At 72.9% G+C, this 24,785-nt stretch carries 21 protein-coding genes; 12 read left to right on the top strand and 9 right to left on the bottom strand.

Translation table 11 applies throughout. From position 1 onward, the window contains the following. Positions 1 to 147: a hypothetical protein gene (locus ABZ478_RS30970; protein ID WP_358932374.1), complete on the top strand. Its 147-nt coding sequence runs from the start codon at positions 1 to 3 to the stop codon at positions 145 to 147. Between the two features lie 4 nt (positions 148 to 151). Here ABZ478_RS30970 and ABZ478_RS30975 read toward each other — a convergent pair whose 3' ends face one another. Continuing rightward, the gene (locus ABZ478_RS30975; protein WP_359554410.1) at positions 152 to 1,330 is read right to left on the bottom strand and encodes a saccharopine dehydrogenase NADP-binding domain-containing protein; all 1,179 of its coding nucleotides are present in this window, start codon (positions 1,328 to 1,330) and stop codon (positions 152 to 154) included. Between the two features lie 205 nt (positions 1,331 to 1,535). Between ABZ478_RS30975 and ABZ478_RS30980 the strand changes: the two genes are divergently transcribed. The 3 genes from ABZ478_RS30980 (at position 1,536) to ABZ478_RS30990 (ending at position 6,207) form a co-directional block, all read left to right on the top strand. After that, positions 1,536 to 2,687 (top strand): CaiB/BaiF CoA-transferase family protein, encoded by a 1,152-nt coding sequence (locus ABZ478_RS30980; protein ID WP_359554413.1) that lies wholly within the window; start codon positions 1,536 to 1,538, stop codon positions 2,685 to 2,687. Positions 2,688 to 2,770: 83 nt separating this feature from the next. Further along, positions 2,771 to 3,985, top strand: coding sequence for an acetyl-CoA C-acetyltransferase (locus tag ABZ478_RS30985; RefSeq protein WP_359554415.1), 1,215 nt, complete (start codon positions 2,771 to 2,773; stop codon positions 3,983 to 3,985). A 41-nt stretch (positions 3,986 to 4,026) separates the two neighbouring features. Further along, positions 4,027 to 6,207 carry a 3-hydroxyacyl-CoA dehydrogenase NAD-binding domain-containing protein gene (locus ABZ478_RS30990; RefSeq protein ID WP_359554418.1) on the top strand — a complete coding sequence of 727 codons (2,181 nt, stop codon included), beginning with the start codon at positions 4,027 to 4,029 and terminating at the stop codon, positions 6,205 to 6,207. Here ABZ478_RS30990 and ABZ478_RS30995 read toward each other — a convergent pair. Further along, positions 6,202 to 6,912, bottom strand: coding sequence for a MerR family transcriptional regulator (locus ABZ478_RS30995; protein ID WP_359554421.1), 711 nt, complete (start codon positions 6,910 to 6,912; stop codon positions 6,202 to 6,204). The two genes, ABZ478_RS30990 and ABZ478_RS30995, sit on opposite strands and share 6 nt — an antisense overlap. 212 nt (positions 6,913 to 7,124) lie before the next feature. Here ABZ478_RS30995 and ABZ478_RS31000 point away from each other — a divergent pair, with 212 nt between their 5' ends. Next, the gene (locus ABZ478_RS31000; RefSeq protein WP_359554423.1) at positions 7,125 to 8,591 is read left to right on the top strand and encodes an amino acid permease; all 1,467 of its coding nucleotides are present in this window, start codon (positions 7,125 to 7,127) and stop codon (positions 8,589 to 8,591) included. 134 nt (positions 8,592 to 8,725) lie between these two features. Continuing rightward, on the top strand, positions 8,726 to 9,643 hold the full coding sequence (locus ABZ478_RS31005) for a PfkB family carbohydrate kinase (RefSeq protein ID WP_359554426.1): 918 nt from the start codon (positions 8,726 to 8,728) through the stop codon (positions 9,641 to 9,643). A 12-nt stretch (positions 9,644 to 9,655) separates the two neighbouring features. Here the strand turns inward: ABZ478_RS31005 and ABZ478_RS31010 are convergent, their stop codons facing one another. After that, entirely contained in the window at positions 9,656 to 11,149 is a 1,494-nt protein-coding gene (locus ABZ478_RS31010) for a M1 family metallopeptidase (protein ID WP_359554428.1), read from the bottom strand. A gap of 172 nt (positions 11,150 to 11,321) precedes the next feature. Here ABZ478_RS31010 and ABZ478_RS31015 point away from each other — a divergent pair, with 172 nt between their 5' ends. Continuing rightward, complete coding sequence (locus ABZ478_RS31015; protein WP_359554430.1) at positions 11,322 to 13,271, top strand: Xaa-Pro dipeptidyl-peptidase; 1,950 nt, start codon at positions 11,322 to 11,324, stop codon at positions 13,269 to 13,271. Between the two features lie 4 nt (positions 13,272 to 13,275). On the opposite strand, the gene ABZ478_RS31020 is transcribed toward ABZ478_RS31015, so the two are convergent. Next, entirely contained in the window at positions 13,276 to 14,217 is a 942-nt protein-coding gene (locus ABZ478_RS31020; RefSeq protein ID WP_359554432.1) for an FAD-dependent oxidoreductase, read from the bottom strand. Between the two features lie 66 nt (positions 14,218 to 14,283). On the opposite strand from ABZ478_RS31020, the gene ABZ478_RS31025 reads away from it, so the two are divergent. Together ABZ478_RS31025 and ABZ478_RS31030 are read left to right on the top strand one after the other, a co-directional pair. Continuing rightward, entirely contained in the window at positions 14,284 to 15,309 is a 1,026-nt protein-coding gene (locus tag ABZ478_RS31025; RefSeq protein WP_359554433.1) for an oxidoreductase, read from the top strand. 75 nt (positions 15,310 to 15,384) lie between these two features. Then, the gene (locus tag ABZ478_RS31030) at positions 15,385 to 17,028 is read left to right on the top strand and encodes an ABC-F family ATP-binding cassette domain-containing protein (protein WP_359554435.1); all 1,644 of its coding nucleotides are present in this window, start codon (positions 15,385 to 15,387) and stop codon (positions 17,026 to 17,028) included. A 54-nt stretch (positions 17,029 to 17,082) separates the two neighbouring features. Here ABZ478_RS31030 and ABZ478_RS31035 read toward each other — a convergent pair whose 3' ends face one another. Both ABZ478_RS31035 and ABZ478_RS31040 read right to left on the bottom strand, forming a co-directional pair. Further along, positions 17,083 to 19,488: a Tex family protein gene (locus ABZ478_RS31035; protein ID WP_359554438.1), complete on the bottom strand. Its 2,406-nt coding sequence runs from the start codon at positions 19,486 to 19,488 to the stop codon at positions 17,083 to 17,085. A gap of 103 nt (positions 19,489 to 19,591) precedes the next feature. Next, a complete protein-coding gene (locus ABZ478_RS31040) occupies positions 19,592 to 19,723 on the bottom strand; it encodes an LPFR motif small protein (protein ID WP_351668260.1) in 132 nt (43 codons plus the stop codon). A 151-nt stretch (positions 19,724 to 19,874) separates the two neighbouring features. Between ABZ478_RS31040 and ABZ478_RS31045 the strand changes: the two genes are divergently transcribed. Further along, the gene (locus ABZ478_RS31045; RefSeq protein WP_359554440.1) at positions 19,875 to 20,834 is read left to right on the top strand and encodes a GlxA family transcriptional regulator; all 960 of its coding nucleotides are present in this window, start codon (positions 19,875 to 19,877) and stop codon (positions 20,832 to 20,834) included. A gap of 11 nt (positions 20,835 to 20,845) precedes the next feature. Continuing rightward, on the top strand, positions 20,846 to 21,481 hold the full coding sequence (locus tag ABZ478_RS31050) for a DJ-1/PfpI family protein (RefSeq protein ID WP_359554441.1): 636 nt from the start codon (positions 20,846 to 20,848) through the stop codon (positions 21,479 to 21,481). On the opposite strand, the gene ABZ478_RS31055 is transcribed toward ABZ478_RS31050, so the two are convergent. Beyond that, positions 21,468 to 22,217: an enoyl-CoA hydratase-related protein gene (locus ABZ478_RS31055; RefSeq protein ID WP_359554444.1), complete on the bottom strand. Its 750-nt coding sequence runs from the start codon at positions 22,215 to 22,217 to the stop codon at positions 21,468 to 21,470. The genes ABZ478_RS31050 and ABZ478_RS31055 overlap by 14 nt on opposite strands. Positions 22,218 to 22,505: 288 nt before the next feature. On the opposite strand from ABZ478_RS31055, the gene ABZ478_RS31060 reads away from it, so the two are divergent. Beyond that, positions 22,506 to 23,003, top strand: coding sequence for an ATP-binding protein (locus tag ABZ478_RS31060; RefSeq protein WP_359554487.1), 498 nt, complete (start codon positions 22,506 to 22,508; stop codon positions 23,001 to 23,003). Positions 23,004 to 23,006: 3 nt separating this feature from the next. Here the strand turns inward: ABZ478_RS31060 and idi are convergent, their stop codons facing one another. Together idi and ABZ478_RS31070 are read right to left on the bottom strand one after the other, a co-directional pair. Further along, positions 23,007 to 23,600 (bottom strand): isopentenyl-diphosphate Delta-isomerase, encoded by a 594-nt coding sequence (idi, locus tag ABZ478_RS31065; protein ID WP_358932409.1) that lies wholly within the window; start codon positions 23,598 to 23,600, stop codon positions 23,007 to 23,009. Positions 23,601 to 23,798: 198 nt separating this feature from the next. Beyond that, entirely contained in the window at positions 23,799 to 24,740 is a 942-nt protein-coding gene (locus tag ABZ478_RS31070; RefSeq protein WP_359554445.1) for a cation diffusion facilitator family transporter, read from the bottom strand. Positions 24,741 to 24,785: the final 45 nt, after the last annotated feature.

Raw genomic sequence — 24,785 nt, forward strand, 5'->3', positions numbered from 1 at the left:
ATGACGACGCACCGTGCGCACAAGCCCCTCGCCGATCCGAACCGGCCCGTCGAGCGGGTCGTGAACGCCGCTCTCGTGCTCGCGGTGCTCGCCGGGCTCGGCTGGATCTGCGGGATGATCTACACCTTGCTGCAGTGGCCCCTCTGACGGGTCAGCGGGTCGCCGCGACGCGGAAGCGGATGCCCGCCCCGCGCAGCCGCCGGGTGAGCGCGTCGCCCATCGCCACCGCGGTGGTGACCTGCCCGGCCGTCGGCGGGAGGTCGTCGAAGGCCAGGCAGAGCGCCGACTCGGCGAACATCTTCGCCGTCTCGTCGTAGCCCGGGTCGCCGCCCGAGACCTCGGTGTACACACGCCGTCCGCCGCCCTCGCCGACGAAGCGGACCCGGAACCAGCTCCGCGCGCGCTTCTCGGCGCTCGGTCCGTCCCCGGGCCTGAGCCGGTCCGAGAGCCAGCGCCGGGCGGGCGGCAGCTGGGCGGCCGCCGCGACCGCGCCGACGGCGGCGGCCCCGCCCGCGGCCACCGGAAGGTGCCGGACCGCCGCGTAGTGCCGGTAACGGAAGTCGGGGCCGTACCGCTCCAGCGCCTTCGCCGAGCGGCGCACGATCTGCGGGTCGATGGTCGGCAGCGGCAGCGCCCAGGCGCCCACCTCCCGGGCGAACCGCGGCGCGCCCGCCGGTGCCGACACCCGGCGCCCCAGCAGCCGCGGCTCGTGCCGCCGGCGTTCCCGGGCCGCGGCCGCCATCTGCCCGCCGCGCGCGAACTGGTTCAGCGCGGAGGCCAGGGTGCCGCCGGAGAAGGTGGCGTCGGCCGTCACGAAACCGTCCACGGTCAGCGGCACGCCCTCCGGCAGGTGCCGGACCGTGAAGTGCACGCCCAGGTCGTGCGGTACGGAGTCGAAACCGCAGGCGTGCACCAGGCGGGCGCCGGTCTCCCGCGCGCGTGCGTCGTGCCGGACGTACATCAGGTCGACGAACTCGGGCTCGCCGGTGAGGTCGAGGTAGTCGGTTCCGGTGTCCGCGCACGCGGCGACCAGCTCCTCGCCGTACTCCAGGTACGGGCCCACGGTCGTGGCCACCACGCGCGCGTGCTCGGCGAGGACACGCAGGGTGGCCGGATCCCGTACGTCCGCGCGGAGCGTCCCGATGCCGGAACCGCCGGGCAGCCGCGCCCGCAGCCGCTCCAGCGCGAGTTCGTCGCGGCCGGCGACCGCCCAGCGCAGATTCTCGGGGGCATGGGCCGCCAGGTACTCCGCCGTGAGCGTGCCGACGAAGCCGGTGGCCCCGAAAAGCACGAGGTCGTAGGGACGATCCGTCCTGTTTAGCCTGCTCATGTCACCCCTTGCCTCCGCAGCCCGCGCCGCCGTCGGTGGCTGAGGCTAGCGTGAGTGGTGCGGAGCCGGACGACCAGGCCGGGAATGACGCCGGCGGGCACTTGGCTAAGCGCTTGCTCGTTCAGGTCTTGTGCCGAGTGGAACGTGTTCTTAGCATCCTCGGTGTTACATCAGTTGTGTCACATGGGCTTGGGGGCAGGACGGCATGACGACGGCAGGGACGCCGGGCCACGGTCCGCTCTCAGGTGTGCGCGTGGTCGAACTGGCCGGCATCGGGCCGGGCCCGTTCGCCGCCATGCTCCTCGCCGACCTGGGCGCCGACGTGGTCCGGGTGGACCGCCCGGGCGGCCCCGGCCTCGGGATCGACCCGGCACACGACGTGACCAACCGCAACAAGCGCTCGGTCGTCGTCGACCTCAAGGCACCGGACGGCACCGCGCGCGTGCTCGACCTCGCCGAGCGCGCCGACATCCTCGTCGAGGGCTACCGCCCCGGCGTCGCCGAACGGCTCGGCGTCGGCCCCGCCGCCTGCCACGCCCGCAACCCCCGGCTGGTCTACGGCCGCATGACCGGCTGGGGCCAGGACGGCCCCCTCGCCGACCGCGCCGGCCACGACGTGACGTACATCGCCCTCACCGGCACCCTCGGCATGATCGGCCGCCCCGGTGAGCCCCCCGCGGTCCCCGCCAACCTGCTCGGCGACTACGCGGGCGGCTCCCTCTACCTGGTCGTCGGCGTCCTGGCCGCCCTGCACCACGCGCGCGCCACCGGCACCGGTCAGGTGGTGGACGCGGCCATCGTGGACGGCGCCGCGCACCTGTCGGCGATGATCCACGGCATGCTGTCCGCCGGCGGCTGGCAGGACCGGCGGGGCGTCAACCTCCTGGACGGCGGCTGCCCGTACTACGGCACCTACGAGACCGCCGACGGCGGGCACATGGCGGTCGGCGCCCTGGAGACACGGTTCTACGCGGAGTTCCTGCGCCTGCTCGGCCTGGACCACCTGGCCCCGGCCCACGACGACTGGAGCCGCTGGGGCGAGCTGCGCGAACAGGTCGCCGCCCGCTTCAAGTCGCGCACCCGGGACGAATGGACGGCCCTCTTCGAGGGCTCGGACGCCTGCGTGGCCCCGGTGCTGTCGCTGCGCGAGGCCCCGCACCACCCGCACCTGGCCGCCCGCGGCACCTTCACCGACCACGGCGGTATCACCCAGCCGGCCCCCGCCCCCCGTTTCTCCGCGACCCCCACCACCGTCCGCACCGGCCCCGCCCGGCCCGGCGCCGACACCGGGACGGTGGCGCGTGACTGGGGCATACCTGACCTCGTGGACGACGACCTCGCCCCGGACGCCGACTGACCCCGGCCACCGGGCCACCCGACGAACCACCCCGCCCTCGGCGACCGAGCCCCGCTCGGCCCACCCTCCCGAAAGGCACATCAGTGAGCACCGAAGCGTACGTGTACGACGCGATCCGCACCCCGCGCGGCCGCGGCAAGGCGAACGGCGCCCTGCACGGCACGAAGCCCATCGACCTGGTCGTCGGCCTCATCCACGAGATCCGCGACCGCTTCCCCGGCCTCGACCCGGCCGCCATCGACGACATCGTGCTCGGCGTGGTCGGCCCCGTCGGCGACCAGGGCTCGGACATCGCCCGCATCGCCGCGGTCGCCGCCGGGCTGCCGGACACCGTCGCCGGCCTCCAGGAGAACCGCTTCTGTGCCTCCGGCCTCGAAGCCGTCAACCTGGCCGCGGCCAAGATCCGCTCGGGCTGGGAGGACCTGGTCCTCGCCGGCGGCGTGGAGTCCATGTCCCGCGTGCCGATGGCCTCGGACGGCGGCGCCTGGTTCAACGACCCGATGACCAACCTGTCCGTCAACTTCGTACCGCAGGGCATCGGCGCCGACCTCATCGCCACCGTCGAGGGCTTCTCCCGCCGCGACGTCGACGAGTACGCCGCCCTGTCCCAGGAGCGCGCCGCCACCGCCTGGAAGGAGGGCCGCTTCGACCGTTCCGTCGTCCCCGTCAAGGACCGCAGCGGCCTGGTCGTCCTCGACCACGACGAGCACATGCGCCCCGGCACCACCGCCGACTCGCTCGCCGGGCTCAAGCCGTCGTTCGCGGACATCGGTGATCTGGGCGGTTTCGACGCGGTCGCCCTGCAGAAGTACCACTGGGTGGAGAAGATCGACCACGTCCACCACGCGGGCAACTCCTCCGGCATCGTGGACGGAGCCTCGCTGGTCGCGATCGGCTCCAAGGAGGTCGGCGAGCGGCACGGCCTCACCCCGCGCGCGCGGATCGTCTCCGCCGCCGTCTCCGGCTCCGAGCCGACCATCATGCTCACCGGCCCCGCCCCGGCCGCCCGCAAGGCGCTCGCCAAGGCCGGGCTCACCATCGACGACATCGACCTGGTCGAGATCAACGAGGCGTTCGCGGCGGTCGTGCTGCGCTTCGTGAAGGACATGGGCCTGTCCCTGGACAAGGTCAACGTCAACGGCGGCGCCATCGCCCTCGGCCACCCGCTCGGCGCGACCGGCGCGATGATCCTCGGCTCGCTCATCGACGAGCTGGAGCGCCAGGACAAGCGCTACGGCCTGGCCACCCTGTGCGTGGGCGGCGGCATGGGCATCGCCACCATCGTCGAGCGCGTCTGACCTCCCTGCGGAACCAAGAGACTTCAACGGAGACGACTGTCATGACCGAGAGCACCACCATCCGCTGGGAACAGGACGACACCGGGGTCGTCACCCTCGTCCTGGACGACCCGAACCAGTCCGCGAACACCATGAACCAGGCGTTCCGCGACTCCCTCGCCGCGATCACCGACCGGCTGGAGGCCGAGAAGGACTCCATCCGCGGCGTCATCCTCACCTCGGCCAAGAAGACCTTCTTCGCCGGCGGCGACCTGCGCGACCTGATCCGGGTCACCCCGGAGACCGCCCAGGAGCTGTTCGACGGCGGCCTCGCCGTCAAGCGGAACCTGCGCCGCATCGAGACCCTCGGCAAGCCGGTGGTCGCCGCCATCAACGGCGCGGCCCTCGGCGGCGGCTTCGAACTCGCCCTCGCCTGCCACCACCGCGTCGCCCTCGACACCTCCGGCACCAGGATCGGCTGCCCCGAGGTCACCCTCGGCCTGCTCCCCGGCGGAGGCGGCGTCGTGCGCACCGTACGGCTGCTCGGCATCGCCGACGCGCTGCTGAAGGTGCTCCTCCAGGGGCAGCAGTACAACGCGCGCCGCGCCCAGGAGAACGGCCTGGTCCACGAGGTCGCCGCCACGCCCGAGGAACTGCTCGCCAAGGCCCGCGCCTTCATCGACGCCAACCCCGAGTCGCAGCAGCCCTGGGACCGGCCCGGCTACCGAATCCCCGGCGGCACGCCCGCCAACCCGAAGTTCGCCGCCAACCTGCCCGCCTTCCCGGCCACCCTGCGCAAGCAGACGAACGGCGCCCCCTACCCGGCCCCGCGCAACATCCTGGCCGCGGCCGTCGAGGGCTCCCAGGTCGACTTCGAGACCGCCCAGGTCATCGAGGCCCGCTACTTCGTGGAACTGGCCGCCGGGCAGACCTCGAAGAACATGATCCAGGCGTTCTTCTTCGACCTCCAGGCCGTCAACTCGGGCGCCAACCGCCCGAAGGGCGTCGAGCCCCGCACGGTCCGCAGGGTCGCCGTCCTCGGCGCCGGGATGATGGGCGCCGGGATCGCCTACTCCTGTGCCCGCGCGGGCATCGAGGTCGTCCTGAAGGACGTCTCCCTGGAGGCGGCCGTCAAGGGCAAGGACTACTCCGAGAAGCTGTGCGCCAAGGCCGTCGCCAGGGGCCGCACCAGCCGGGAGAAGGCCGACGCGCTGCTCGCCCGGATCACGCCCACCGCCGAGGCGGCCGACCTCGCGGGCTGCGACGCGGTCATCGAGGCCGTCTTCGAGGACACCTCGCTCAAGCACAAGGTCTTCCAGGAGATCGAGTCCGTCGTCGCGCCCGACGCGCTGCTGTGCTCCAACACCTCCACCCTGCCCATCACCGCGCTGGCCGAGGGCGTGGAGCGCCAGGGCGACTTCATCGGGCTGCACTTCTTCTCGCCCGTCGACAAGATGCCGCTGGTCGAGATCATCAAGGGCGAGCGCACCGGCGACGAGGCCCTCGCCCGGGCCTTCGACCTGGTCCGGCAGATCAACAAGACGCCGATCGTCGTCAACGACTCGCGCGGCTTCTTCACCTCGCGGGTGATCGGCCACTTCATCAACGAGGGCGTCGCCATGGTCGGCGAGGGCGTCGAGCCCGCCTCCGTGGAGCAGGCCGCCGCCCAGGCCGGCTACCCCGCCAAGGTGCTCTCCCTCATGGACGAGCTGACCCTCACCCTCCCGCGCAAGATCCGGGGCGAGACCCGGCGGGCCGTGGAGGAGGCCGGCGGCACCTGGACCGCGCACCCGGCGGACGCCGTCATCGACCGCCTGGTCGACGAGTTCGGCCGCACCGGCCGCAGCGGCGGCGCCGGCTTCTACGACTACGCGGAGGACGGCAAGCGGGCCGGGCTCTGGCCCGGCCTGCGCGAGCACTTCACGCGGCCCGGACACGAGATCCCGTTCCGGGACATGCAGGAGCGGATGCTCTTCGCCGAGGCGCTCGACACCGTACGGCTCCTGGAGGAGGGCGTGCTGACGTCGGTCGCCGACGCCAACATCGGCTCGATCCTCGGCATCGGCTTCCCGGGCTGGACCGGCGGTGTGCTCCAGTACATCAACGGCTACGAGGGCGGCCTGCCCGGATTCGTCGCACGCGCGCGTGAGCTCGCCGAGCGCTACGGCGAGCGGTTCACCCCGCCCGCGCTGCTGGTGGCCAAGGCCGAGAAGGGGGAGCGGTTCGGCGACTCCCGCTCATGACCCGCTGAGCCACTCGCTCAGCTCTTCCCGCAGCGAGCGCTGGAACGTGGACAGCAGCGCCTGCACCACCAGCGGGTGCATGTGTGCCGACAGGGACTGCACGTCCCGGGCGTCACGCTCCGCCACCTCGCCGCGGAAGAGCCGGGCCAGCTCGTGGGCCGCGGCGCGCGAGTGCTCGACGAGCACCTCGCGCGCCGCCAGGATCGCCTCCTGCGACAGCGGTACGTCCAGCAGCCGCAGGCCGAGCCGGAACAGCCCGGCATCGAGGCGGAAGGTGTCCTCGTCCTCCTGACGGACGACGTTCATCGCGGCCAGCCGCTCCATGTCCCCGGACGTGAGCGGCCGCCCCGCCCGCCGCTCCAGTTCCCGCCGCGACACCTCCTCCGGCGCTTCCGGTGCCCAGGACGCGACCACCGCGCGGTGGATGGCCAGGTCGTGCGGGCTGAGGTCCGGCGGGAGCTGCCGCAGATACCGCTCGATCGCCGCCAGGGTCATGCCCTGCTGCTGGAGCTCCTCGATCAGGGCCAGCCGCGCCACGTGCCCGGCGCCGTAGTGCCCCACCCGCCGCGGGCCGATCTCCGGCGGCGGGAGCAGGCCCCTGCTGCCGTAGAAGCGGACGGTGCGGACCGTGACGCCCGCCCGCGCCGCCAGTTCGTCGATGGTGAGGGCCGGCTCCCCGCCCCCGGTCGTGGAGTCCGTCGTCATGTGCAGCAGTATCGCTGTCTCACCAATGGTGTGAAACATGTGTCGACCATGTGAGAAGTGCCCCGATGTGACATGAACCATCGCATGGATGGTGATCTCCCTGGGAAGCTGCTGCCTTGGTCTGTACCGCGACACACAAGGGTGGTGCGGGCCAGGACCTGCACGAACCCCGGACCCACGAGGCCCGGGCGCACCAGGAAGTGGAACCACCCGTGAGCAAGGACGCCGTGGAATCGGCACAGGCCACCGCCCGCCCCCAGGTGGACCGGACCCCCGCTGACGCGGGCGACGCCGGCTACAGCAAGGACCTCAAGGCCCGCCACGTCAACATGATCGCCATCGGCGGTGCCATCGGCACCGGCCTCTTCCTGGGCGCCGGTGGCCGCCTGCACACCGCGGGCCCGGCACTCGCCCTGGCCTACCTGGTCTGCGGCGTCTTCGCCTTCTTCGTCGTACGGGCCCTCGGCGAGCTGGTCCTCTACCGCCCGTCCTCCGGGTCCTTCGTGAGCTACGCGCGCGAGTTCCTCGGCGAGAAGGGCGCCTACGTCGCCGGCTGGATGTACTTCCTGAACTGGTCGACCACCGGCATCGCCGACATCACCGCGATCGCGCTGTACACGCACTACTGGAGCCTGTTCACGGCCATCCCGCAGTGGGTGCTGGCGCTGATCGCCCTCGCGGTGGTGCTGGCGGTGAACCTGATCTCCGTGAAGATCTTCGGCGAGATGGAGTTCTGGTTCGCGATCATCAAGGTCGCGACGCTGGTCGGCTTCATGTTCGTCGGCATCTTCCTGCTCGCCACCCAGCACGAGGTCGGCGGCGAGAAGCCCGGCCTGAGCGTCATCACCGACCACGGCGGCATCATGCCGCAGGGCATGATGCCGGTCGTCCTGGTCATGCAGGGCGTGATCTTCGCGTACGCGGCCCTCGAGCTGGTCGGCGTCGCCGCCGGCGAGACCGCCGAGCCGGAGAAGGTCGTCCCGCGCGCGGTGAACTCGATCATGTGGCGCGTGGGTCTGTTCTACGTCGGTTCGGTCGTACTGCTCGCCCTGCTGCTGCCCGGCTCGGTGTACTCCGCCGACCAGAGCCCCTTCGTCACGGTGCTGTCCAAGATCGGCGTCCCGGCGGCCGGCGACGTGATGAACCTGGTCGTGCTCACCGCCGCCATGTCCTCGCTCAACTCCGGCCTTTACTCCACCGGCCGCATCCTGCGCTCGATGGCCACGGCCGGCTCGGCGCCGAAGTTCACCGCCCGCATGAACCGCAGCCAGGTGCCCTACGGCGGCATCCTGCTGACCTGCGCGGTCTGCGTGCTCGGCGTCGGCCTGAACTACCTGGTGCCCAGCCAGGCCTTCGAGATCGTGCTGAACGTCGCCTCCCTCGGCATCATCAGCACCTGGGTGATCATCATGGTCTGCCACCTGGTCTTCGTCCGCCGCGCCCGCGCGGGCCTGGTGACCCGGCCGCACTTCCAGCTCAAGTTCAGCCCGGTCGCCGAGATCGCCACGATCGTCTTCCTGCTGGCCTGCCTCGGCATGATGTGGAACGACCCCGAGGTCGGCCGCAAGACCCTCCTGCTCATCCCCCTGATCGCCGTCCTCCTGGTCGCCGGCTGGTTCGGCGTCCGCCGCCGCGTGTCCCAGAACACGGACCAGGAACTGTCCCGGCTGACGAAGTAGCGGCGAGACCCCCGGCGAGACGACCGGACCACCCTGAGTGGTCTCGCCGGGGAAGTGATCGAACCCGGTGTGTCCGCGCACATGCCCCGCATAAGCTGCGGTCCGACGGTGTACGGCCAGGGGGAGGGTGGGGGATGACCTCGCAGAGCGAAGCGATCGACGTGCTCGTGCTGGGCGGCGCCGGGGTGGACACGATCGTCTACGTCCCGGAGCTGCCGCTGCCGTACGCCGACAGTTACGGGATCGACTCCGGGATCCGTACCCGTGCCGGGCAGACGGGCGACTTCGTCGCCCTGGGGCTGGACGCGCTGGGCCTGCGCACCCACCACCTGGACCTGATCGGCGACGACCCGGAGGGCGACCTCGTGCGCGCCCTGCACCGGGACCGGGGCATCGGGCTCACCGCGCTTCCCGGCCCCGCCGGGACCAAGCGGGCGGTCAACCTCGTCGGACCGGACGGCCGGCGGCTGTCCCTGTACGACACGAGCCGCGCCCACCCCGGCGACCGCTTCCCGGAGGACACCCTGCGCGCGCTCGCCACGGCGAGCCGGCACGTCCACGTGACCATCACCCAGCCCTGCGCCGAGGCCCTGCCGGTGCTGGCCGGGACGGGCGTGCCCCTCTCCACCGACCTGCACGACTGGGACGGCGAGAACCCCTACCACGAGCCGTTCGCGCTCGCGGCGGACGTCGTCTTCCTCTCCGCCGCCGCGCTGTCCGACCCCGAGCGCACCGTACGGCGCATCGCCGAGCGCGGCCGGGCCGAGGTCGTCGTCGCCACCGCAGGGGCCGAGGGCGCGTATCTGCTGGCCGACGGCGAGCTGACCCGGATACCGGCGGTGGCCCCGCCCGCGCCGGTGGTCGACTCCAACGGCGCGGGCGACGCCTTCGCCGCCGCGTTCCTCTACGGCCGGCTCGCCGGCGAGCCGCCCCTGCGGTGCGCCCGGTACGGGGCGGTCGCCGGCGCCCACGCCTGCACGGTCCCGGCCACCCGCGCCGAGCCGATGGCCCGCGACGCCCTCGTCGAGCGGATGGCCGCCGTCACGGCCTGAGCCGTGCGGGCGTCAGTGCCCGTGCACGTCGTTCGTCGCCGCGATCCGCTTCCACGAGCGGGGCCGCGCCACATCCGTGCCCGCCCCCGCGAGCGACGCCGCGCGGGCCGCGGGTGCGGCCGGCTTCGACGGCTGGAACAGCCAGGTGTCGAACAGCGTGGCCAGCGGTTTGCCCGACACCCGCTCGGCGTACTTCCGGAAGTCCGCCACCGACGCGTTGCCGTACGCGTGCTCCTTCGGCCAGCCCTTCAGCACGGCGAAGAAGGCGTCGTCGCCGATCTCCTCGCGCAGCGCCTGGATGGCGAGCGCGCCCCGGTCGTAGACGGCGGCGTCGAACTGGTGGTCCGGGCCCGGGTCACCGGGCGCGACCGTCCAGAACGCGTCGTCGGCGGGGTGGGAGGCGTAGACGTAGTCGGCGAGTTCCCGCGTGGTGCCCTCGCCCTCGTGCTCGGACCACAGCCACTGGGCGTAGCGCGCGAAGCCCTCGTTGATCCAGATGTCCTTCCAGCCCTTCAGCGACACGTCGTCGCCGTACCACTGGTGGGCCAGCTCGTGCACGACCACCGAGGTGTTGGAACCGGACGCGAACTGCTTCGGGCTGTAGTAGACCCGGGTCTGCGTCTCCAGCGCGTACCCGGTGGTGGTGTTGGGCACGTAGCCGCCGGCCGAGGCGAACGGGTACGGCCCGAAGTAGCCGCTCAGCCAGTCCACGAGCTCCCCGGTGCGCTCCACACTCGCCCGCGCCGCCCCGTCGTTGTCGCCCAGGTCCTTGCTGTAGGCGTTGAGGACCGGCACCCCGCCGTCGGAGGTGCCGGTGGTGATGTCGAACCTCCCGAGGGCGAGTGTGGCCAGATAGGTCGCCTGCGGCTTGTTCTGCCGCCAGTTGTAGGTGGTCCAGCCGAGCTTCGAGGCGGTCGACTGCAGCGTGCCGTTGGAGATGGCCTGCGTGCCGTCGGGCACGGCCACCGACACGTCGTAGGTGGCCTTGTCGCTGGGGTGGTCGTTGCTCGGGAACCACCACCAGGCGGCCTCGGGCTCGTCGGCGGCCACCGCGCCGTCCGGGGTGCGGTGCCAGGTGGTGAACCCGTAGGCGCTCTTCGCCGACGGCACCCCGCTGTAGCGGACCACGACGGTGACCGGTGTGCCCTTCGCCAGCGGCTTGTCGGGCGTGACGACGAGTTCGTGCTCGCCCGACCTCGCGAAGGCCGCCCTGCTGCCGTTGACCCGCACCTCGCTCACGTCCAGCAGGAAGTCCAGGTCGAAACTGGACAGGTCCTGCGTGGTCCGCGCCAGGACGGTCGCGGTGCCCCGCAACTCGTCCGTCCCCGGCTGGTACCGCAGCCGCAGGTCGTAGTGCGAGACGTCGTAGCCGCCGTTGCCGTAGTTCGGGTAGTAGGGGTCGCCGATGCCCGGCGCGCCCGGGGTGTGGTTCGCGGCCGATGCCGGGATCGCCAGCAGGAGGGAGGCCGCCGCCAGTGCGCCCGGCGCGATGATTCTGCGGTGCACGTCAGCTCCAAGTCTTCGGGACAGGAAGTCTGTTCGGAGCCTATTCAGTCGCCGTGGCCCCCGGCCTGTCCATGGCCCCTGCCGTCACACGATCGCCATTCGGCCGCAATACGCCACCCGGTTGCCGTAAAGCCCTCTTCTGCACGGGAGTTGACGGGGGTACCGTCCGCGCATGCCGACACGCACGCGCTTCACGACCTGGAGAACGCTCGCGGCCGCGGCCGTCGCAGCCCTGACGGCCGCCCTCCTCGCCCCGTCCGGCGCCCACGCCGCGCCACGCGAGAGCCGGCCCGTCTACTCCTACGCACACGCCGTCCGCGAGGCCGTCTGGGTGGACACCGGCCTCGACGCGGACGGCGACGGACGGACCGACCGGGTGGCCGCCGACATCGTCCGGCCCTCCGAACCGGCCCGCCAGGGCCGCAAGGTGCCGGTCATCATGGACGCCAGCCCGTACTACTCCTGCTGCGGACGCGGCAACGAGAGCCAGCTCAAGACGTACGACGCCCAGGGCCGCGTCGTCCAGATGCCGCTGTTCTACGACAACTACTTCGTGCCCAGGGGCTACGCCTTCGTCGGCGTCGACCTGACCGGCACCAACCGATCGGACGGCTGTGTCGACGTCGGCGGCCGCTCCGAGATCCAGTCCGCCAAGGCCGTGATCGACTGGCTGAACGGCCGCGCCAGGGCCTACACGACCCGCACCGGCTCCACGACCGTCAGGGCCGGCTGGACCAACGGCAGAACCGGCATGATCGGCAAGAGCTGGGACGGCACCATCGCCAACGGCGTCGCCGCCACCGGCGTACGGGGCCTGCGGACGATCGTCCCGATCAGCGCCATCTCCTCCTGGTACGACTACTACTTCGCCCAGGGCGCCCCGCTCTACGACGGCGGCCCCGACGAACTGGCCGGCTACGTCGAGAGCGACGCCGCGCACGCCCGCTGCGCGGCCGTCCGCAAGAAGCTCGCCGACGGCAGCCCGCCGAGCGGCGACTGGACCCCGCTGTGGACCGAACGCGACTACGTGAAGGACGCGGCCCGGGTACGCGCGAGCGTGTTCGTCGCCCACGGCATGCAGGACCTCAACGTGCGCACCAAGCACTTCGGCCAGTGGTGGGACGCGCTGGCGAAGCACGGTGTCGAACGCAAGATCTGGCTCTCCCAGACCGGGCACGTCGACCCCTTCGACTACCGGCGCGGCGCCTGGGTCGACACCCTGCACCGCTGGTTCGACCACGAACTCCTCGGCTACGACAACGGCATCGACCGCGAGCCGATGGCCGACATCGAACGCCACCCCGACCAGTGGGTCACCTCCAAGGCCTGGCCGCCGCACGGCACCCGGACCACCACCCTGCGCCCGGCCCCCGGCGCGCGGGCGGGCGTCGGCACCCTCGGTCTGCGCCCGGCCACCGGCACCGAGACCTTCACCGACGACCCGGCGCTCGGCGAAACCGACTGGGCCGCCGGGCTGACCACCCCCACCCCCGAGAAGGCCGGCTTCCTCACCGCACCGCTCACCCGCGACCTGCGCCTGTCCGGCTCCTCCCGGGTGACCGTCACCGCCACCCCGACCACCACCTCGGCCCACCTGTCCGCCGTCCTGGTGGACCTCGGCCCGGACACCGTCCGCGACTACGCCGACGCGGCCGAGGGCATCACCACGCTCACCGACCGCACCTGCTGGGGCGAGAGCACACCCGGCGACAGCGCCTGCTTCAAGAAGACCGCGGCCAGGACCGCGGAGACCGACTACACGGTGTTCAGCCGGGGCTGGGCCGATCTCGGCCACCACGCCTCGCTCGGCAAGGGCGTCCCGCTCACCCCGGGCAAGGCCGTCACCATGACCCTGGACCTGGCCGCCACCGACCACGTCGTCCCCCGGGGCCACCGGCTGGCACTGATCATCGCCGGCACGGACAAGGACCTCATCGACCCGCCGTCCACCCGGCCGGCCCTCACCCTCGACCTGTCCCGCACCTCGGCCCGGCTCCCCTTGACCGGAGGCACGGCGGCGTTCGCCGGGGCCACCTCCGGCAGCACGGCCGCCGCTCCCGCGCCCCGGCGGCTGACCGGCGTCGGCACACCCGACCTGACCGGGCACATCCCCGCGCCCTGACCCGTCAGGCGGCCGGGCCCGTCACCAGCCCGGCCGCCTCGCGGGCGCACCCCCAGGCCACCGTGATCCCGGCCCCGCCGTGGCCGTAGTTGTGCACCAGCGGCCGTCCGTCCGGCAGCGACCGCCGTTCCAGGCGTACCGCGTCCCGGGCGGGCCGCAGACCCACCCGGTGCGCCAGGACCCGCGCACCGGCGATCTCCGGCCGGATCTCCGCGCACCGCGCGACGATCGCCCCGGCGGTCGCGGGATCCGGTTCCAGCGACCAGTCGCCGTCCTCCGCCGTACCGCCGAGGAGCAGCACACCGGGCTGCGGGATGAAGTAGGCCGAGGCGGCGGAGGAGTGGTCGACGGAGGTGTACCAGGTGGTGATCCCCGGGTTCTCCACCACCACGAGCTGCCCGCGCACCGGGCGCACCGCCGGGTCCGGCACCAGTGAACGGGAGCCCAGGCCCGTGCAGTTGACCAAGGCAGCGGCGGGCACGGCCGCGAGGTCGGCCACCTCCCGCTCCTCGACCGTGCCGCCCGCCTTCGCCAACCGATCCCGCAGCCACGCCAGATGGACCGGCATGTCGATCACCGGCAGCCGTGCCGCCAGCCCCTCGGGCACCCCCCGCAGCCCCGGTACCCGGCCCGCCCACGCGCCCAGCTCGTCCAGCCGCGTCCCCGCGTGTACGCCCTCGACCAGGCGTACGCCCGTCTCCCCGGGGCGGGCCGCCTGTTCCTCGTACACGGCGAGGGATTCCAGCGCCCAGGCCCCGACCAGCGGTTCGGGTTCGATCCGGTACGGCCACCACAGCCCGCCGGCCACCGCCGAGGTCGTACGTTCCACGGGCTCGCGCGCCCACACCCGCACCCGCCGCCCGGACTCCGCCAGCACCACGGCGGTCGTCAGCCCGGCGATCCCGCCGCCGACCACGATCACTTCGTCACTCGACTCGCGTTTCACACCCAGACGCTAAGCGAATGTGCCACGCAGCGCTCACACCCGTCCCCGTGTGGGAATACTCACAGCATGTCTGCCGCATACGCGACCTTCGGCCTGGCACCGGCCACACGCGCCGGCGGTGTCCTCGCCGACGGCGGCTACGAGGTCCACCGCGATTTCGTGGACTTCGTCGTCGACGGCCGTCCCCTGCTGTTCCGGCTCTCCGACCTGGACGCCGTCTCCCCGCTCGCCTCCGACGTCCCCCCGGCCATCTTCACCGAGCAGGTGCGCGGCCTGCTCCGGGAGACCGAACCCCCGCTCCCCGGCGGCCGGTTCGTGATCTACGGCTGCCCCGAGTGCGCGGACCTGGCCTGTGGCGCGGTGACCGCGGTCATCGAGCGGGACGGCGAGGACTACGTCTGGCGGGACTTCGCCTGGCAGACCGGTGAACACGCCGATCTGGAACTCAACGGGTACCACGGGATAGGGCCGTTCCGCTTCCGTGGCGCCGAGTACCGGGCCGCGCTAGCCGCCCTCGTGACGGACCCCGGGGGCCCGGCCGCGGCCCGCCGCCGGGTGCTGCTGATCGGCGCGCGCGTCGCCGTGCTCGCCCGGCTGGCCGCCGCGCTGCGCACCATCGGCATCGGCGCCGACATCACCCAGGACGCCACCGGCGTTCCCGCCGAGGAACTGCGCGGCTACGGCGCGGTCGCCTTCGGCCGTGCCGTGAGCGAGGCGCAACGAACCCGCGTGATGGACGCGTTCGCGCGTGCCGGGGTGGCGGTCGCCCGGGTGGACGGCCTGGCCCCGATCGTCCCGCTGCTCGTCGCGCAGATCGAGCAGGCCCTGCACCGCGGCCCGCTGCCGCGCCGGCTCACCTCCCTGGCCGCCGCCGGCGGCACGGCGGACGTCGAGGTGACCTCCGCCTGCCGGGTCCGGGTGACCGCGTACCGCCTCGACCGGCTGCGCCGCACCCATGCCCGGGACGTCTTCGACGGGGTCCTGGAGCCCGGCCGGCACCGCGTCCCGCTGGACCCGGAGGCGGTCAGGGGGGAGTCCTTCGTGGTGGCCCGGACCACGGGGAGCGTACTGGTGCGGCCGGTGGACGAGTGAGCGGCGGGCCACGCCCCGCACCGCGGGGAACCAGGCTGAACGCCGGGTGCCCGGCAGATTAGGATCGGCGCTCTGATGACTGCCACCCTCGTCGCCAAGAACCTCACCGCCGGGCACGGCGACCGCTCCCTGTTCGCCGGGCTCGACCTCGTGGTCGCGCCGGGCGACGTGATCGGTCTCGTCGGTGCCAACGGCGCCGGCAAGTCCACGCTGCTGCGCCTGCTCGCCGGGCTGACCCCGCCCGAGCAGGGCGAACTGCGGCTCTCCCCGCCGACCGCGACCGTCGGCCATCTGCCGCAGGAGCCGGAGCGCAGGCCTGGGGAGACCGTCGGTGAGTTCCTGGCCCGCCGCACCGGAGTGGCCGAGGCACAGCGGGTGATGGACGAGGCCACCCAGGCGCTGGTCGACGGAGCACCCGGCGCCGACGACGCCTACGCGGCGAGCCTGGAGCGCTGGCTCGGCCTCGGCGGCGCCGACCTGGAGGAACGGGCGGCGGAGGTGGCCGACTCGCTGGGCCTCGCCGTCGACCTGGACCAGCCGATGACCTCGCTGTCCGGCGGCCAGGCGGCCCGCGCCGGTCTCGCCTCCCTCCTCCTCTCCCGCTACGACGTCTTCCTCCTGGACGAGCCCACCAACGACCTGGACCTCGACGGCCTGGAGCGCCTGGAACGCTTCGTCACCGGCCTGCGCGCGGGCACGGTGGTCGTCAGCCACGACCGCGAGTTCCTCACCCGCACGGTCACCAAGGTCCTCGAACTGGACCTGGCCCAGGGGCGCATCAACCTCTACGGCGGCGGCTACGAGGCCTACCTGGAGGAGCGGGACGTCGCCCGCCGGCACGCCCGCGAGGAGTACGAGGAGTACGCCGACAAGCGGGGCGCGCTCCAGGACCGCGCGCAGACGCAGCGTTCGTGGATGGACAAGGGCGTGAAGAACGCCCGGCGCAAGGCCGGCAACGACAACGACAAGATCGGCCGCAAGTTCCGCAGCGAGGCCAGCGAGAAGCAGGCCGCCAAGGCCCGGCAGACCCAGCGCATGATCGAGCGTCTGGAGGCCGTCGAGGAGCCGCGCAAGGAGTGGGAGCTGCGGATGGAGATCGCGGCCGCCCCGCGGTCCGGAGCGGTCGTGGCGACCCTGCGCGACGCCGAGGTCCGGCGCGGCGGCTTCACCTTCGGCCCCGTGTCGCTCCAGATCGACTGGGCGGACCGGGTGGCGGTCACCGGGGCCAACGGCGCCGGCAAGTCCACCCTGCTCGGCGCGCTGCTGGGCCGGATCCCGCTGGACCGCGGGCACGCCGCCCTGGGCTCGGGCGTCCTGGTGGGCGAGGTCGACCAGGCCCGCCGGCTGTTCCACGGCTCCGAGTCGCTGCTCGACGTCTTCTGCGCGGCCGTGCCCGACACCGAGCCGGTCGAGGTCCGCACCCTGCTCGCCAAGTTCGGCCTGAAGTCCGACCATGTGCTGCGCCCGGCGGCGAGTCTGTCCCCGGGCGAACGCACCCGCGCCTCCCTGGCACTGCTCCAGGGCCGCGGTGTCAACCTCCTCGTGCTCGACGAGCCGACGAACCACCTCGACCTGCCCGCCATCGAACAGCTCGAGTCGGCCCTCGACGCCTACGAGGGCACGCTCCTGCTGGTCACCCACGACCGCCGCATGCTGGACGCGATCCGCGTCACCCGCCGCCTGGAGGTCGCGGCGGGCAAGGTGACCGAGCAGCCCTGACCACCCTCGGCGGCCGGGCCGGGGCCGGGGTCGGGCACCCCGGCCCCGGGACCGTCAGCGGCGGCCGTTCTTGGGGTCCACCAGGCCCGCGCGGCGCAGCGCGTCGGCCATCGCGCTGTTGGCCGGCGCCGGGGCCTGACGGCCGCCCCGGTCACCGCCACCGCGGCCCTGGCGCTGCCCCTGGCCGCCCTGGCGCTGCCCTTGGCCGCCCTGCCGCTGCTGAGGCGGGCGGGCGCCGCCGCCGCGCTGCTGCCGGCCGCCGCCCTCGCCCTGGGGCGCGGCCTCGTCGTCCAGGCGCAGGGTCAGCGCGATCCGCTTGCGCGGGATGTCCACGTCCAGGACCTTCACCTTGACGATGTCGCCGGGCTTCACCACGTCCCGCGGGTCCTTGACGAACGTCTTCGACATCGCCGAGACGTGCACGAGACCGTCCTGGTGGACGCCGACGTCCACGAACGCGCCGAAGGCGGCCACGTTCGTCACCACACCCTCCAGGACCATCCCCGAGGACAGGTCCGAGAGCTTCTCCACGCCTTCCTTGAAGGTGGCCGTCTTGAACGCCGGACGCGGGTCGCGGCCGGGCTTCTCCAGCTCCTTCAGGATGTCCGTGACGGTCGGCAGGCCGAAGGTGTCGTCCACGAAGTCGGCGGGCCGCAGCGAGCGCAGCGCACCCGTGTTGCCGATGAGGGACGCGACGTCCTGCCCGGAGGTCTTCACCATGCGCCGCACCACCGGGTACGACTCCGGGTGCACGCTGGAGAAGTCCAGCGGGTCGTCGCCGCCGCGGATGCGCAGGAAGCCCGCGCACTGCTCGTACGCCTTGGGGCCGAGCCGCGGCACCTTCTTCAGCTCCGCACGGGACCGGAACGGGCCGTTCTGGTCGCGGTGCGCGACGATGTTCTCGGCCAGTCCGGCGGAGACGCCCGACACCCGGGCGAGGAGCGGCACGGACGCCGTGTTGACGTCCACGCCGACGCCGTTCACACAGTCCTCGACCACCGCGTCCAGTGAACGGGACAGCTTCACCTCGGACAGGTCGTGCTGGTACTGGCCGACCCCGATCGACTTCGGGTCGATCTTCACCAGCTCCGCCAGCGGGTCCTGCAGCCGGCGAGCGATGGAGACCGCGCCGCGCAGCGACACGTCCATGTCGGGCAGCTCCTGCGAGGCGTAACTCGAGGCCGAGTACACGGACGCGCCCGCCTCGGACACCATCACCTTGGTGAGCTTCAGCTCCGGGTGCTTCGCGATCAGTTCGGCGGCGAGCTTGTCGGTCTCCCGGGACGCGGTGCCGTTGCCGATGGCGACCAGGTCGACCGCGTGCTCCTTGCTGAGCCGCGCCAGCTTGGCGATCGCCTCGTCCCACCTGTTGGCCGGGACGTGCGGGTGGATCACGTCCGTGGCGACGACCTTGCCGGTCGCGTCCACCACGGCGACCTTCACGCCCGTACGGAAGCCGGGGTCCAGGCCCAGCGTCGCGCGCGTGCCGGCCGGCGCGGCCAGCAGCAGATCGCGCAGGTTCGCGGCGAAGACGTTCACCGCCTCGTCCTCGGCGGCCGTCCGCAGCCGCAGCCGCAGGTCGATGCCCAGGTGGACCAGGACGCGGGTGCGCCAGGCCCAGCGGACCGTGTCCTTCAGCCACTTGTCGGCGGGGCGGCCGCGGTCGGCGATGCCGAAGCGGTGCGCGATGACGCCCTCGTACGAGGACGGCCCCTCGGTGGCCTCCTCGGGTTCCAGGACGAGGTCCAGGACCTCCTCCTTCTCACCGCGCAGCATCGCGAGAACACGGTGCGAGGGCAGCTCGGTGAACGGCTCGGCGAAGTCGAAGTAGTCGGCGAACTTGGCGCCCGCCTCCTCCTTGCCCTCGCGCACCTTGGCGGCCAGCCGCCCGCGCACCCACATGCGCTCGCGCAGCTCGCCGATCAGGTCGGCGTCCTCCGAGAACCGCTCGGTCAGGATGGCCCGCGCGCCCTCCAGCGCGGCCTGCGCGTCGGCGACCCCCTTGTCCGCGTCGACGAACGCGGCGGCGGCCGCCTGCGGGTCGACCGTCGGGTCGCCCAGCAGCCCCTCGGCGAGCGGCTCCAGGCCCGCCTCGCGCGCGATCTGCGCCTTGGTGCGCCGCTTGGGCTTGTAGGGGAGGTAGATGTCCTCCAGCCGCGCCTTGGTCTCGGCGCCGCGGATCCGCGCCTCGAGCTCCTCGGTGAGCTTGCCCTGCTCGCGCACCGACTCCAGGATCGCCGTCCGACGCTCCTCCAGCTCCCGCAGGTAGCGCAGCCGCTCCTCGAGCGTGCGCAGCTGCGCGTCGTCGAGCATCTCGGTCGCTTCCTTGCGGTAGCGGGCGATGAAGGGCACCGTCGAACCGCCGTCGAGCAGTTCGACCGCGGCCTTCACCTGCCGCTCCCGTACGCCGAGTTCCCCGGCGATCCTGCTTTCGATGGACCCTACGAGGGGTGTCGTCACGATCCCGTACCGCCTTCTCCACTGAGGTTGCGCGGCAATTGTGGCAGGTGACGCCGACAACCGGGGATCAGGGCGACACGCGGCGGGCCGCCGGCCGGGGAAGTCAGGCCCCGCTGCCCCGAGCGGAGGACGAGGCTCCGCCGAACAGGCGGGCCAGGGCCCGGAACGGCAGCGTGACCACCGTCGCGATGGCTCCGCCGATCTGCCGCAACACGTCTGCGATGGCACGGAACACGAGAACTTCTCCTTCCTCCCGGACGCCCTGCCCGGGAACAACCCGGGTACCTCCTCCGCCGCAGGTCATGCCCGTCCCGGCCGTACCGGATGGCAGAAAAGGTGGGGAACCCGTCATTGCGGCCATGCGGGCACCGGCGAAGAATCGGGGCATGCCGCAGCGCACCGTTCTCCCCGTCCTGTTCGACGGCGTGCAGAGCCTCGACGTCACCGGCCCCCTGGAGGTGTTCACCGGGGCCGAGCTGCACACCCCGGGGACGTACCGCGTCCGCACCGCCTCGCTGGACGGCGGCCCCGTGCGCACCTCCAGCGGGCTGGCCCTCGTACCCGACGGGGCGCTCACCGCGATGCCGGACCCGGACACCCTGCTGGTCCCGGGCGGGCAGGGCACCCGCGGCCCCGATCCGCGGCTGACCGACTGGCTGCGCGCGCACGGCCCGCGCGCACGTCGCCTGGTCTCCGTCTGCACCGGCGCGATCCTGCTCGCCGCCGCCGGCCTGCTCGACGGCCGCCGGGCCACCACCCACTGGGCCTACTGCGACAAGCTCGCCCGCGACCATCCGGCCGTGACCGTCGACCCCGAGCCGATCTACGTACGGGACGGGCACGTCGCCACCTCCGCGGGCGTGACCTCGGGCATCGACCTGGCCCTCGCCCTGGTGGAGGAGGACCTCGACCGGGAGGTCGCGCTGAGCGTCGCCCGGCATCTGGTGGTCTTCCTGCGCCGGCCCGGCAACCAGGCGCAGTTCAGCGCCCAGCTCGCCGCCCAGACCGCGCGTCGCGACCCGCTGCGGGAAGTGCAGCGGTGGATCACCGAGCACCCCGCGGGCGACCTGACCGTGGAGTCGCTCGCCGCCCGCGCCCGGCTCTCGCCGCGCCACTTCGCACGCGCCTTCCGCGAGGAGACCGGCACGACCCCCGGCCGCTACGTCGACCGCGTCCGGCTCGAACACGCCCGCCGGCTCCTGGAGGACTCCGGCGACGGCGTCGAGGAGATCTCCCGTGCCAGCGGCTACGGCACCCCCGAGGCCATGCGGCGCGCGTTCGTCAGGGCGCTCGGCACGGCCCCGGCCGAGTACCGGCGCCGGTTCCGCCCCGTCACCGCCAACTGAAAGGACTTCCCATGCAGATCGCCGTCGTCGTCTACGACCGGTTCACCGCCCTGGACGCAGTGGGGCCGTACGAGATGCTCTCCCGCGCCCCCGGCGCCGAGACGGTGTTCGTGGCCGAGCGCCCCGGACCCGTCCGCACCGACACCGGAGCGCTCGCGGTCGTCGCCGACCGGTCCCTGGACGAAGTGCCCGCCCCCGACGTCGTGCTCGTGCCCGGCGGGCCCGGCCAGAGCGCGCTGATGGAGCACGGGCCGCTGCTGGACTGGCTGCGCGCCGCCGACGCCACCAGCACCTGGACCACCTCGGTGTGCACCGGCTCCCTGCTGCTGGCCGCCGCCGGGCTCCTGGACGGCCGCCGCGCCACCTCGCACTGGCTGGCCCTGGACCAGCTCGAGCGGTACGGCGCCGCGCCGGCGGAGGAACGGATGGTGTTCGACGGCAAGTACGTCACCGCGGCGGGGGTCTCCGCCGGCATCGACATGGGGCTCGCCCTGCTCGGCCGGATCGCGGGCGACGAGCACGCCCGGGCGGTGCAGCTGGCCACCGAGTACGACCCGCGGCCGCCCTACGACGCCGGGTCCCCGCACAAGGCCCCCGCGCACCTGGTGGAGAGACTGCGCGCCGGGAGCCGGTTCATCCTGCGGTAGTCCAGGTGAAGCGCGGCTGCCTGCGCTCCAGGAAGGCGGCGACCCCCTCGGCGGTGTCGCCGCTGCCCCGCGCCTGCTCCGCCCAGTGGGCGTCCCGGTCGGTGCGGCCGTTCGCGAACTCCTTGGCGGCGGCCTGGGTGAGCCGGGAACGCGACGCCAGGACACGCGTCAGCTCGGCGACCCGCTTGTCCAGTTCGCCCTCGGGCAGCACCTCGTCCACGAACCCGGTGCGCAGCGCCCGCCCGGTGTCCATCAACTCGGCGGTGAAAAGCAGGTACTTGGCGGTCGCCGGTCCCACCAGCGACACCAGCCGCCGAGTGGACGACGACGGGTAGACGATCCCGAGCCGGGCCGGGGTCACCCCGAACAGGGCGCCCTCCTCCGCCAGCCGCAGATCGCAGGCGGCCGCCAGCTGGGCCCCGCCGCCCACGCAGTGACCGCGGATCGCGGCGAGGGTCGGCCCCGGGAACGCGGCGAGGGCCTCCTCGGCCGCCACGGCCAGCCCCTGCGCCTGGAGCGGCGCTCCCCGGAGCGTGGAGATGTCGGCGCCCGCGCAGAAGGTCCCGCCCTCACCGGTCAGCACCAGGGCCCGCACGCCGGGATCGCCCGCCAGCTCCTCCAGCAGCGGTGGCAGGGCCTGCCACATGCCCGCCGTCATGGCGTTGCGCTTGGCCGGGTGACGGATCACGACGGTGGCGACGGAGTCGGTGACCTGGTGCGACAGCTGGGGCTCCATGAGGCCGGATGCTATCCGCCCGGCCATGACGGCCGATCGGGTGGGCACCTGGAAGGGCGGGCGTCCCGCACGCCCGGGCGTGCGGCGCGCGCCAAACCCGTACAAGCCGAATAGTTCGTGAATCTTGCACGGGAGGAACAGGAACAGTCCCGCGCCTGCCGGTGTCATACGCAGGCGGTCAGAACCGTTCGAAAGCAGCTGACTTCTGTTCAGTCCGCAGGACGGGAGCGCGTCGTTACCAACACTCGACGTGTGGTGACAATCGAGCGCGAGGGTGGCGACCGGACGATGGACGACCACGGGCGTGGGGACGGCGGCCCGCGCCCGCCGCAAGGCGCCGAGCGGCCGCCCGGTCCACTGCCGTACGAGGGGGTCTGGCGGTTCACCGCGGCCGCCGTGGACGCCTCGGTCCCGCAGGCCCGGCACGCCGTACGGGACCTGCTGCTGCGGCAGGGCGTACCGGTCGGCGACGACACGGTGCACGGCCTGCTGCTGATCGTCTCCGAGCTGGTCACGAACGCGGTCCGGCACGCGGCGCTGCTGTCGCCGATGCTCGCCGTGGAGGTGGCCGTCGGCGCCGAGTGGGTGCGGGTGTCGGTGGAGGACAACCACCCCTACCGGCCCACCGCCCTGGAGGCCGACCACGGCCAGACCGGCGGCCGGGGGCTGCTGCTGGTGCGGGAGGTGGCCCGGGAGGCGGGCGGGACGGTCGACGTGGAGCACACGGCGAGCGGCGGCAAGGTGATCTGGGCCGCCCTGCCGCTCAAGCCGGCGGCGCCGGCGTAGCGTCTACCAGCCCGCGGACTGGCCCGTCAGTTCCCGGATCGCCGGGCGGGCCGCGTCCAGCACGGTCATGAACCACGCCGAGAACGGGTCCCGGGCGTGCCGCTCGGCCAGTTCGGACGCCGTCACGAAGGCCGTCGAGCCGACCTCCTCGGGGTCCGGCGCCAGCGGTGCCTGCACCATGCCCACGAACAAGTGGTTGAACTCCTGCTCGACCAGGCCCGAGGCCGGGTCCGGGTGGTTGTAGCGGACCGTGCCCGCCTCCGCCAGCAGTGACGGCGAGACCCCCAGCTCCTCGTGGGTCCGCCGGGCCGCGGCGGCGAACGGCGCCTCACCGGGGTACGGGTGGCCGCAGCAGGTGTTGGACCACACACCGGGGGAGTGGTACTTGCCGAGCGCCCGTTGCTGGAGCAGCAGCCGGCCCTGCTCGTCGAAGAGGAACACCGAGAACGCGCGGTGCAGCTGCCCCGGCGGCTGGTGGGCGGTGAGCTTCTCCGCCGTGCCGATCGTCACGCCCTTCTCGTCGACCAGTTCCAGCAAAATCGCCTCTGCGGTGCCGTTCGACGAGCTGTGCGTCTCGGTGGCAGGTGTGATCGGCATACCCATCCTTCGCCTCGGTCTTGCGCCCCAAGTCTGCCGTACGAATCCGGCACTCCCGGCACTTCCCCGCACGTCCGCATGTCCTGCGCGGGGCGGTGGTCGAGTGGGGCCCCGGTGATTCATCGTGCCCGGCGCCTCCCGCCGGGAACCGTCCGCCGGGCTCGAACAGACGTACCTACGGTGTGGAGGAGCGCGGGGTCAGAGGCACAACCGCGCCTCGTGCTCCGCGTGCCCGCCCGGCTCCAGCTGGAAGGTGCAGTGCTCCACGTCGAAGTGGTGGCCGAGGCAGCCCTGGAGCTCGTGCAGCATCTTCTCGTGGCCGATGGCGTTCAGCACCTCCGAGCTGACCACCACATGCGCCGACAGCACCGGCATGCCCGAGGTGATGGTCCAGGCGTGCAGGTCGTGCACGTCCTCCACGCCGTCCAGCGCAAGGATGTGCGAGCGCACCTCGGCCATGTCGACGTCCTTCGGGGCGGCCTCCAGCAGGACGTCGAGCGTCTCGCGCAGCAGCTTCACCGTCCGCGGGACGATCATCAGCCCGATGACCAGCGAGGCGATCGGGTCGGCCGCCTGCCAGCCCGTGGTCAGGATCACGGCCGCCGAGATCAGCACCGCCACCGAGCCCAGCGCGTCCGCGGCCACCTCCAGGAAGGCGCCGCGCACGTTCAGGCTCTCCTTCTGCCCGCGCATGAGCAGGAGGAGCGAGACCGAGTTCGCGACCAGGCCGAACAGACCGAACACGATCATCAGACCGCCCTCGGTGTCCGCGGGTGTGAGGAAGCGCTGGACCGCCTCGAAGAGCACATAGCCGCCGACGCCGAGCAGCAGCAGGCAGTTGGCCAGGGCGGCGAGGATCTCGGCGCGGGCGAGGCCGAAGGTGCGGTTGGTGCTCGGCGGGCGGTTGGCGAAGTGGATGGCGAGCAGCGCCATGCCCAGGCCCAGCGCGTCGGTCGCCATGTGGGCCGCGTCCGCGATGAGGGCGAGCGAGTCCGCGAGGAGACCGCCGGCGATCTCCACCACCATGATCGTGAGCGTGATGCCCAGTGCCACCCGCAGCCGGCCGCGATAGGCGGCCGCGGCCGTGCCCGTGGGCGGCGCATGGCTGTGCGCGTGCCCGTGGTCGTGCCCTGCCCCCATGAGAGGACCACCCTTCCGTGTTGCGCGCGTGGCCACAGTCAACTA

It is taken from the genome of Streptomyces sp. NPDC005706, from assembly GCF_040631045.1.
Classification (GTDB): domain Bacteria; phylum Actinomycetota; class Actinomycetes; order Streptomycetales; family Streptomycetaceae; genus Streptomyces.

What these genes read in the sequence shown, in the direction of transcription:
- ABZ478_RS31030 (WP_359554435.1), top strand. Translation starts at nt 15,385, where the DNA reads ATGACTGCCACCCTCGTCGCCAAGAACCTCACCGCCGGGCACGGCGAC.
- ABZ478_RS31015 (WP_359554430.1), top strand. Translation starts at nt 11,322, where the DNA reads ATGCCGACACGCACGCGCTTCACGACCTGGAGAACGCTCGCGGCCGCG.
- ABZ478_RS31025 (WP_359554433.1), top strand. Translation starts at nt 14,284, where the DNA reads ATGTCTGCCGCATACGCGACCTTCGGCCTGGCACCGGCCACACGCGCC.
- idi (WP_358932409.1), bottom strand. Translation starts at nt 23,600, where the DNA reads ATGCCGATCACACCTGCCACCGAGACGCACAGCTCGTCGAACGGCACC.
- ABZ478_RS30990 (WP_359554418.1), top strand. Translation starts at nt 4,027, where the DNA reads ATGACCGAGAGCACCACCATCCGCTGGGAACAGGACGACACCGGGGTC.
- ABZ478_RS31055 (WP_359554444.1), bottom strand. Translation starts at nt 22,217, where the DNA reads ATGGAGCCCCAGCTGTCGCACCAGGTCACCGACTCCGTCGCCACCGTC.
- ABZ478_RS31070 (WP_359554445.1), bottom strand. Translation starts at nt 24,740, where the DNA reads ATGGGGGCAGGGCACGACCACGGGCACGCGCACAGCCATGCGCCGCCC.
- ABZ478_RS30995 (WP_359554421.1), bottom strand. Translation starts at nt 6,912, where the DNA reads ATGACGACGGACTCCACGACCGGGGGCGGGGAGCCGGCCCTCACCATC.
- ABZ478_RS30970 (WP_358932374.1), top strand. Translation starts at nt 1, where the DNA reads ATGACGACGCACCGTGCGCACAAGCCCCTCGCCGATCCGAACCGGCCC.
- ABZ478_RS30980 (WP_359554413.1), top strand. Translation starts at nt 1,536, where the DNA reads ATGACGACGGCAGGGACGCCGGGCCACGGTCCGCTCTCAGGTGTGCGC.
- ABZ478_RS31045 (WP_359554440.1), top strand. Translation starts at nt 19,875, where the DNA reads ATGCCGCAGCGCACCGTTCTCCCCGTCCTGTTCGACGGCGTGCAGAGC.
- ABZ478_RS31060 (WP_359554487.1), top strand. Translation starts at nt 22,506, where the DNA reads ATGGACGACCACGGGCGTGGGGACGGCGGCCCGCGCCCGCCGCAAGGC.
- ABZ478_RS30975 (WP_359554410.1), bottom strand. Translation starts at nt 1,330, where the DNA reads ATGAGCAGGCTAAACAGGACGGATCGTCCCTACGACCTCGTGCTTTTC.
- ABZ478_RS31005 (WP_359554426.1), top strand. Translation starts at nt 8,726, where the DNA reads ATGACCTCGCAGAGCGAAGCGATCGACGTGCTCGTGCTGGGCGGCGCC.
- ABZ478_RS31050 (WP_359554441.1), top strand. Translation starts at nt 20,846, where the DNA reads ATGCAGATCGCCGTCGTCGTCTACGACCGGTTCACCGCCCTGGACGCA.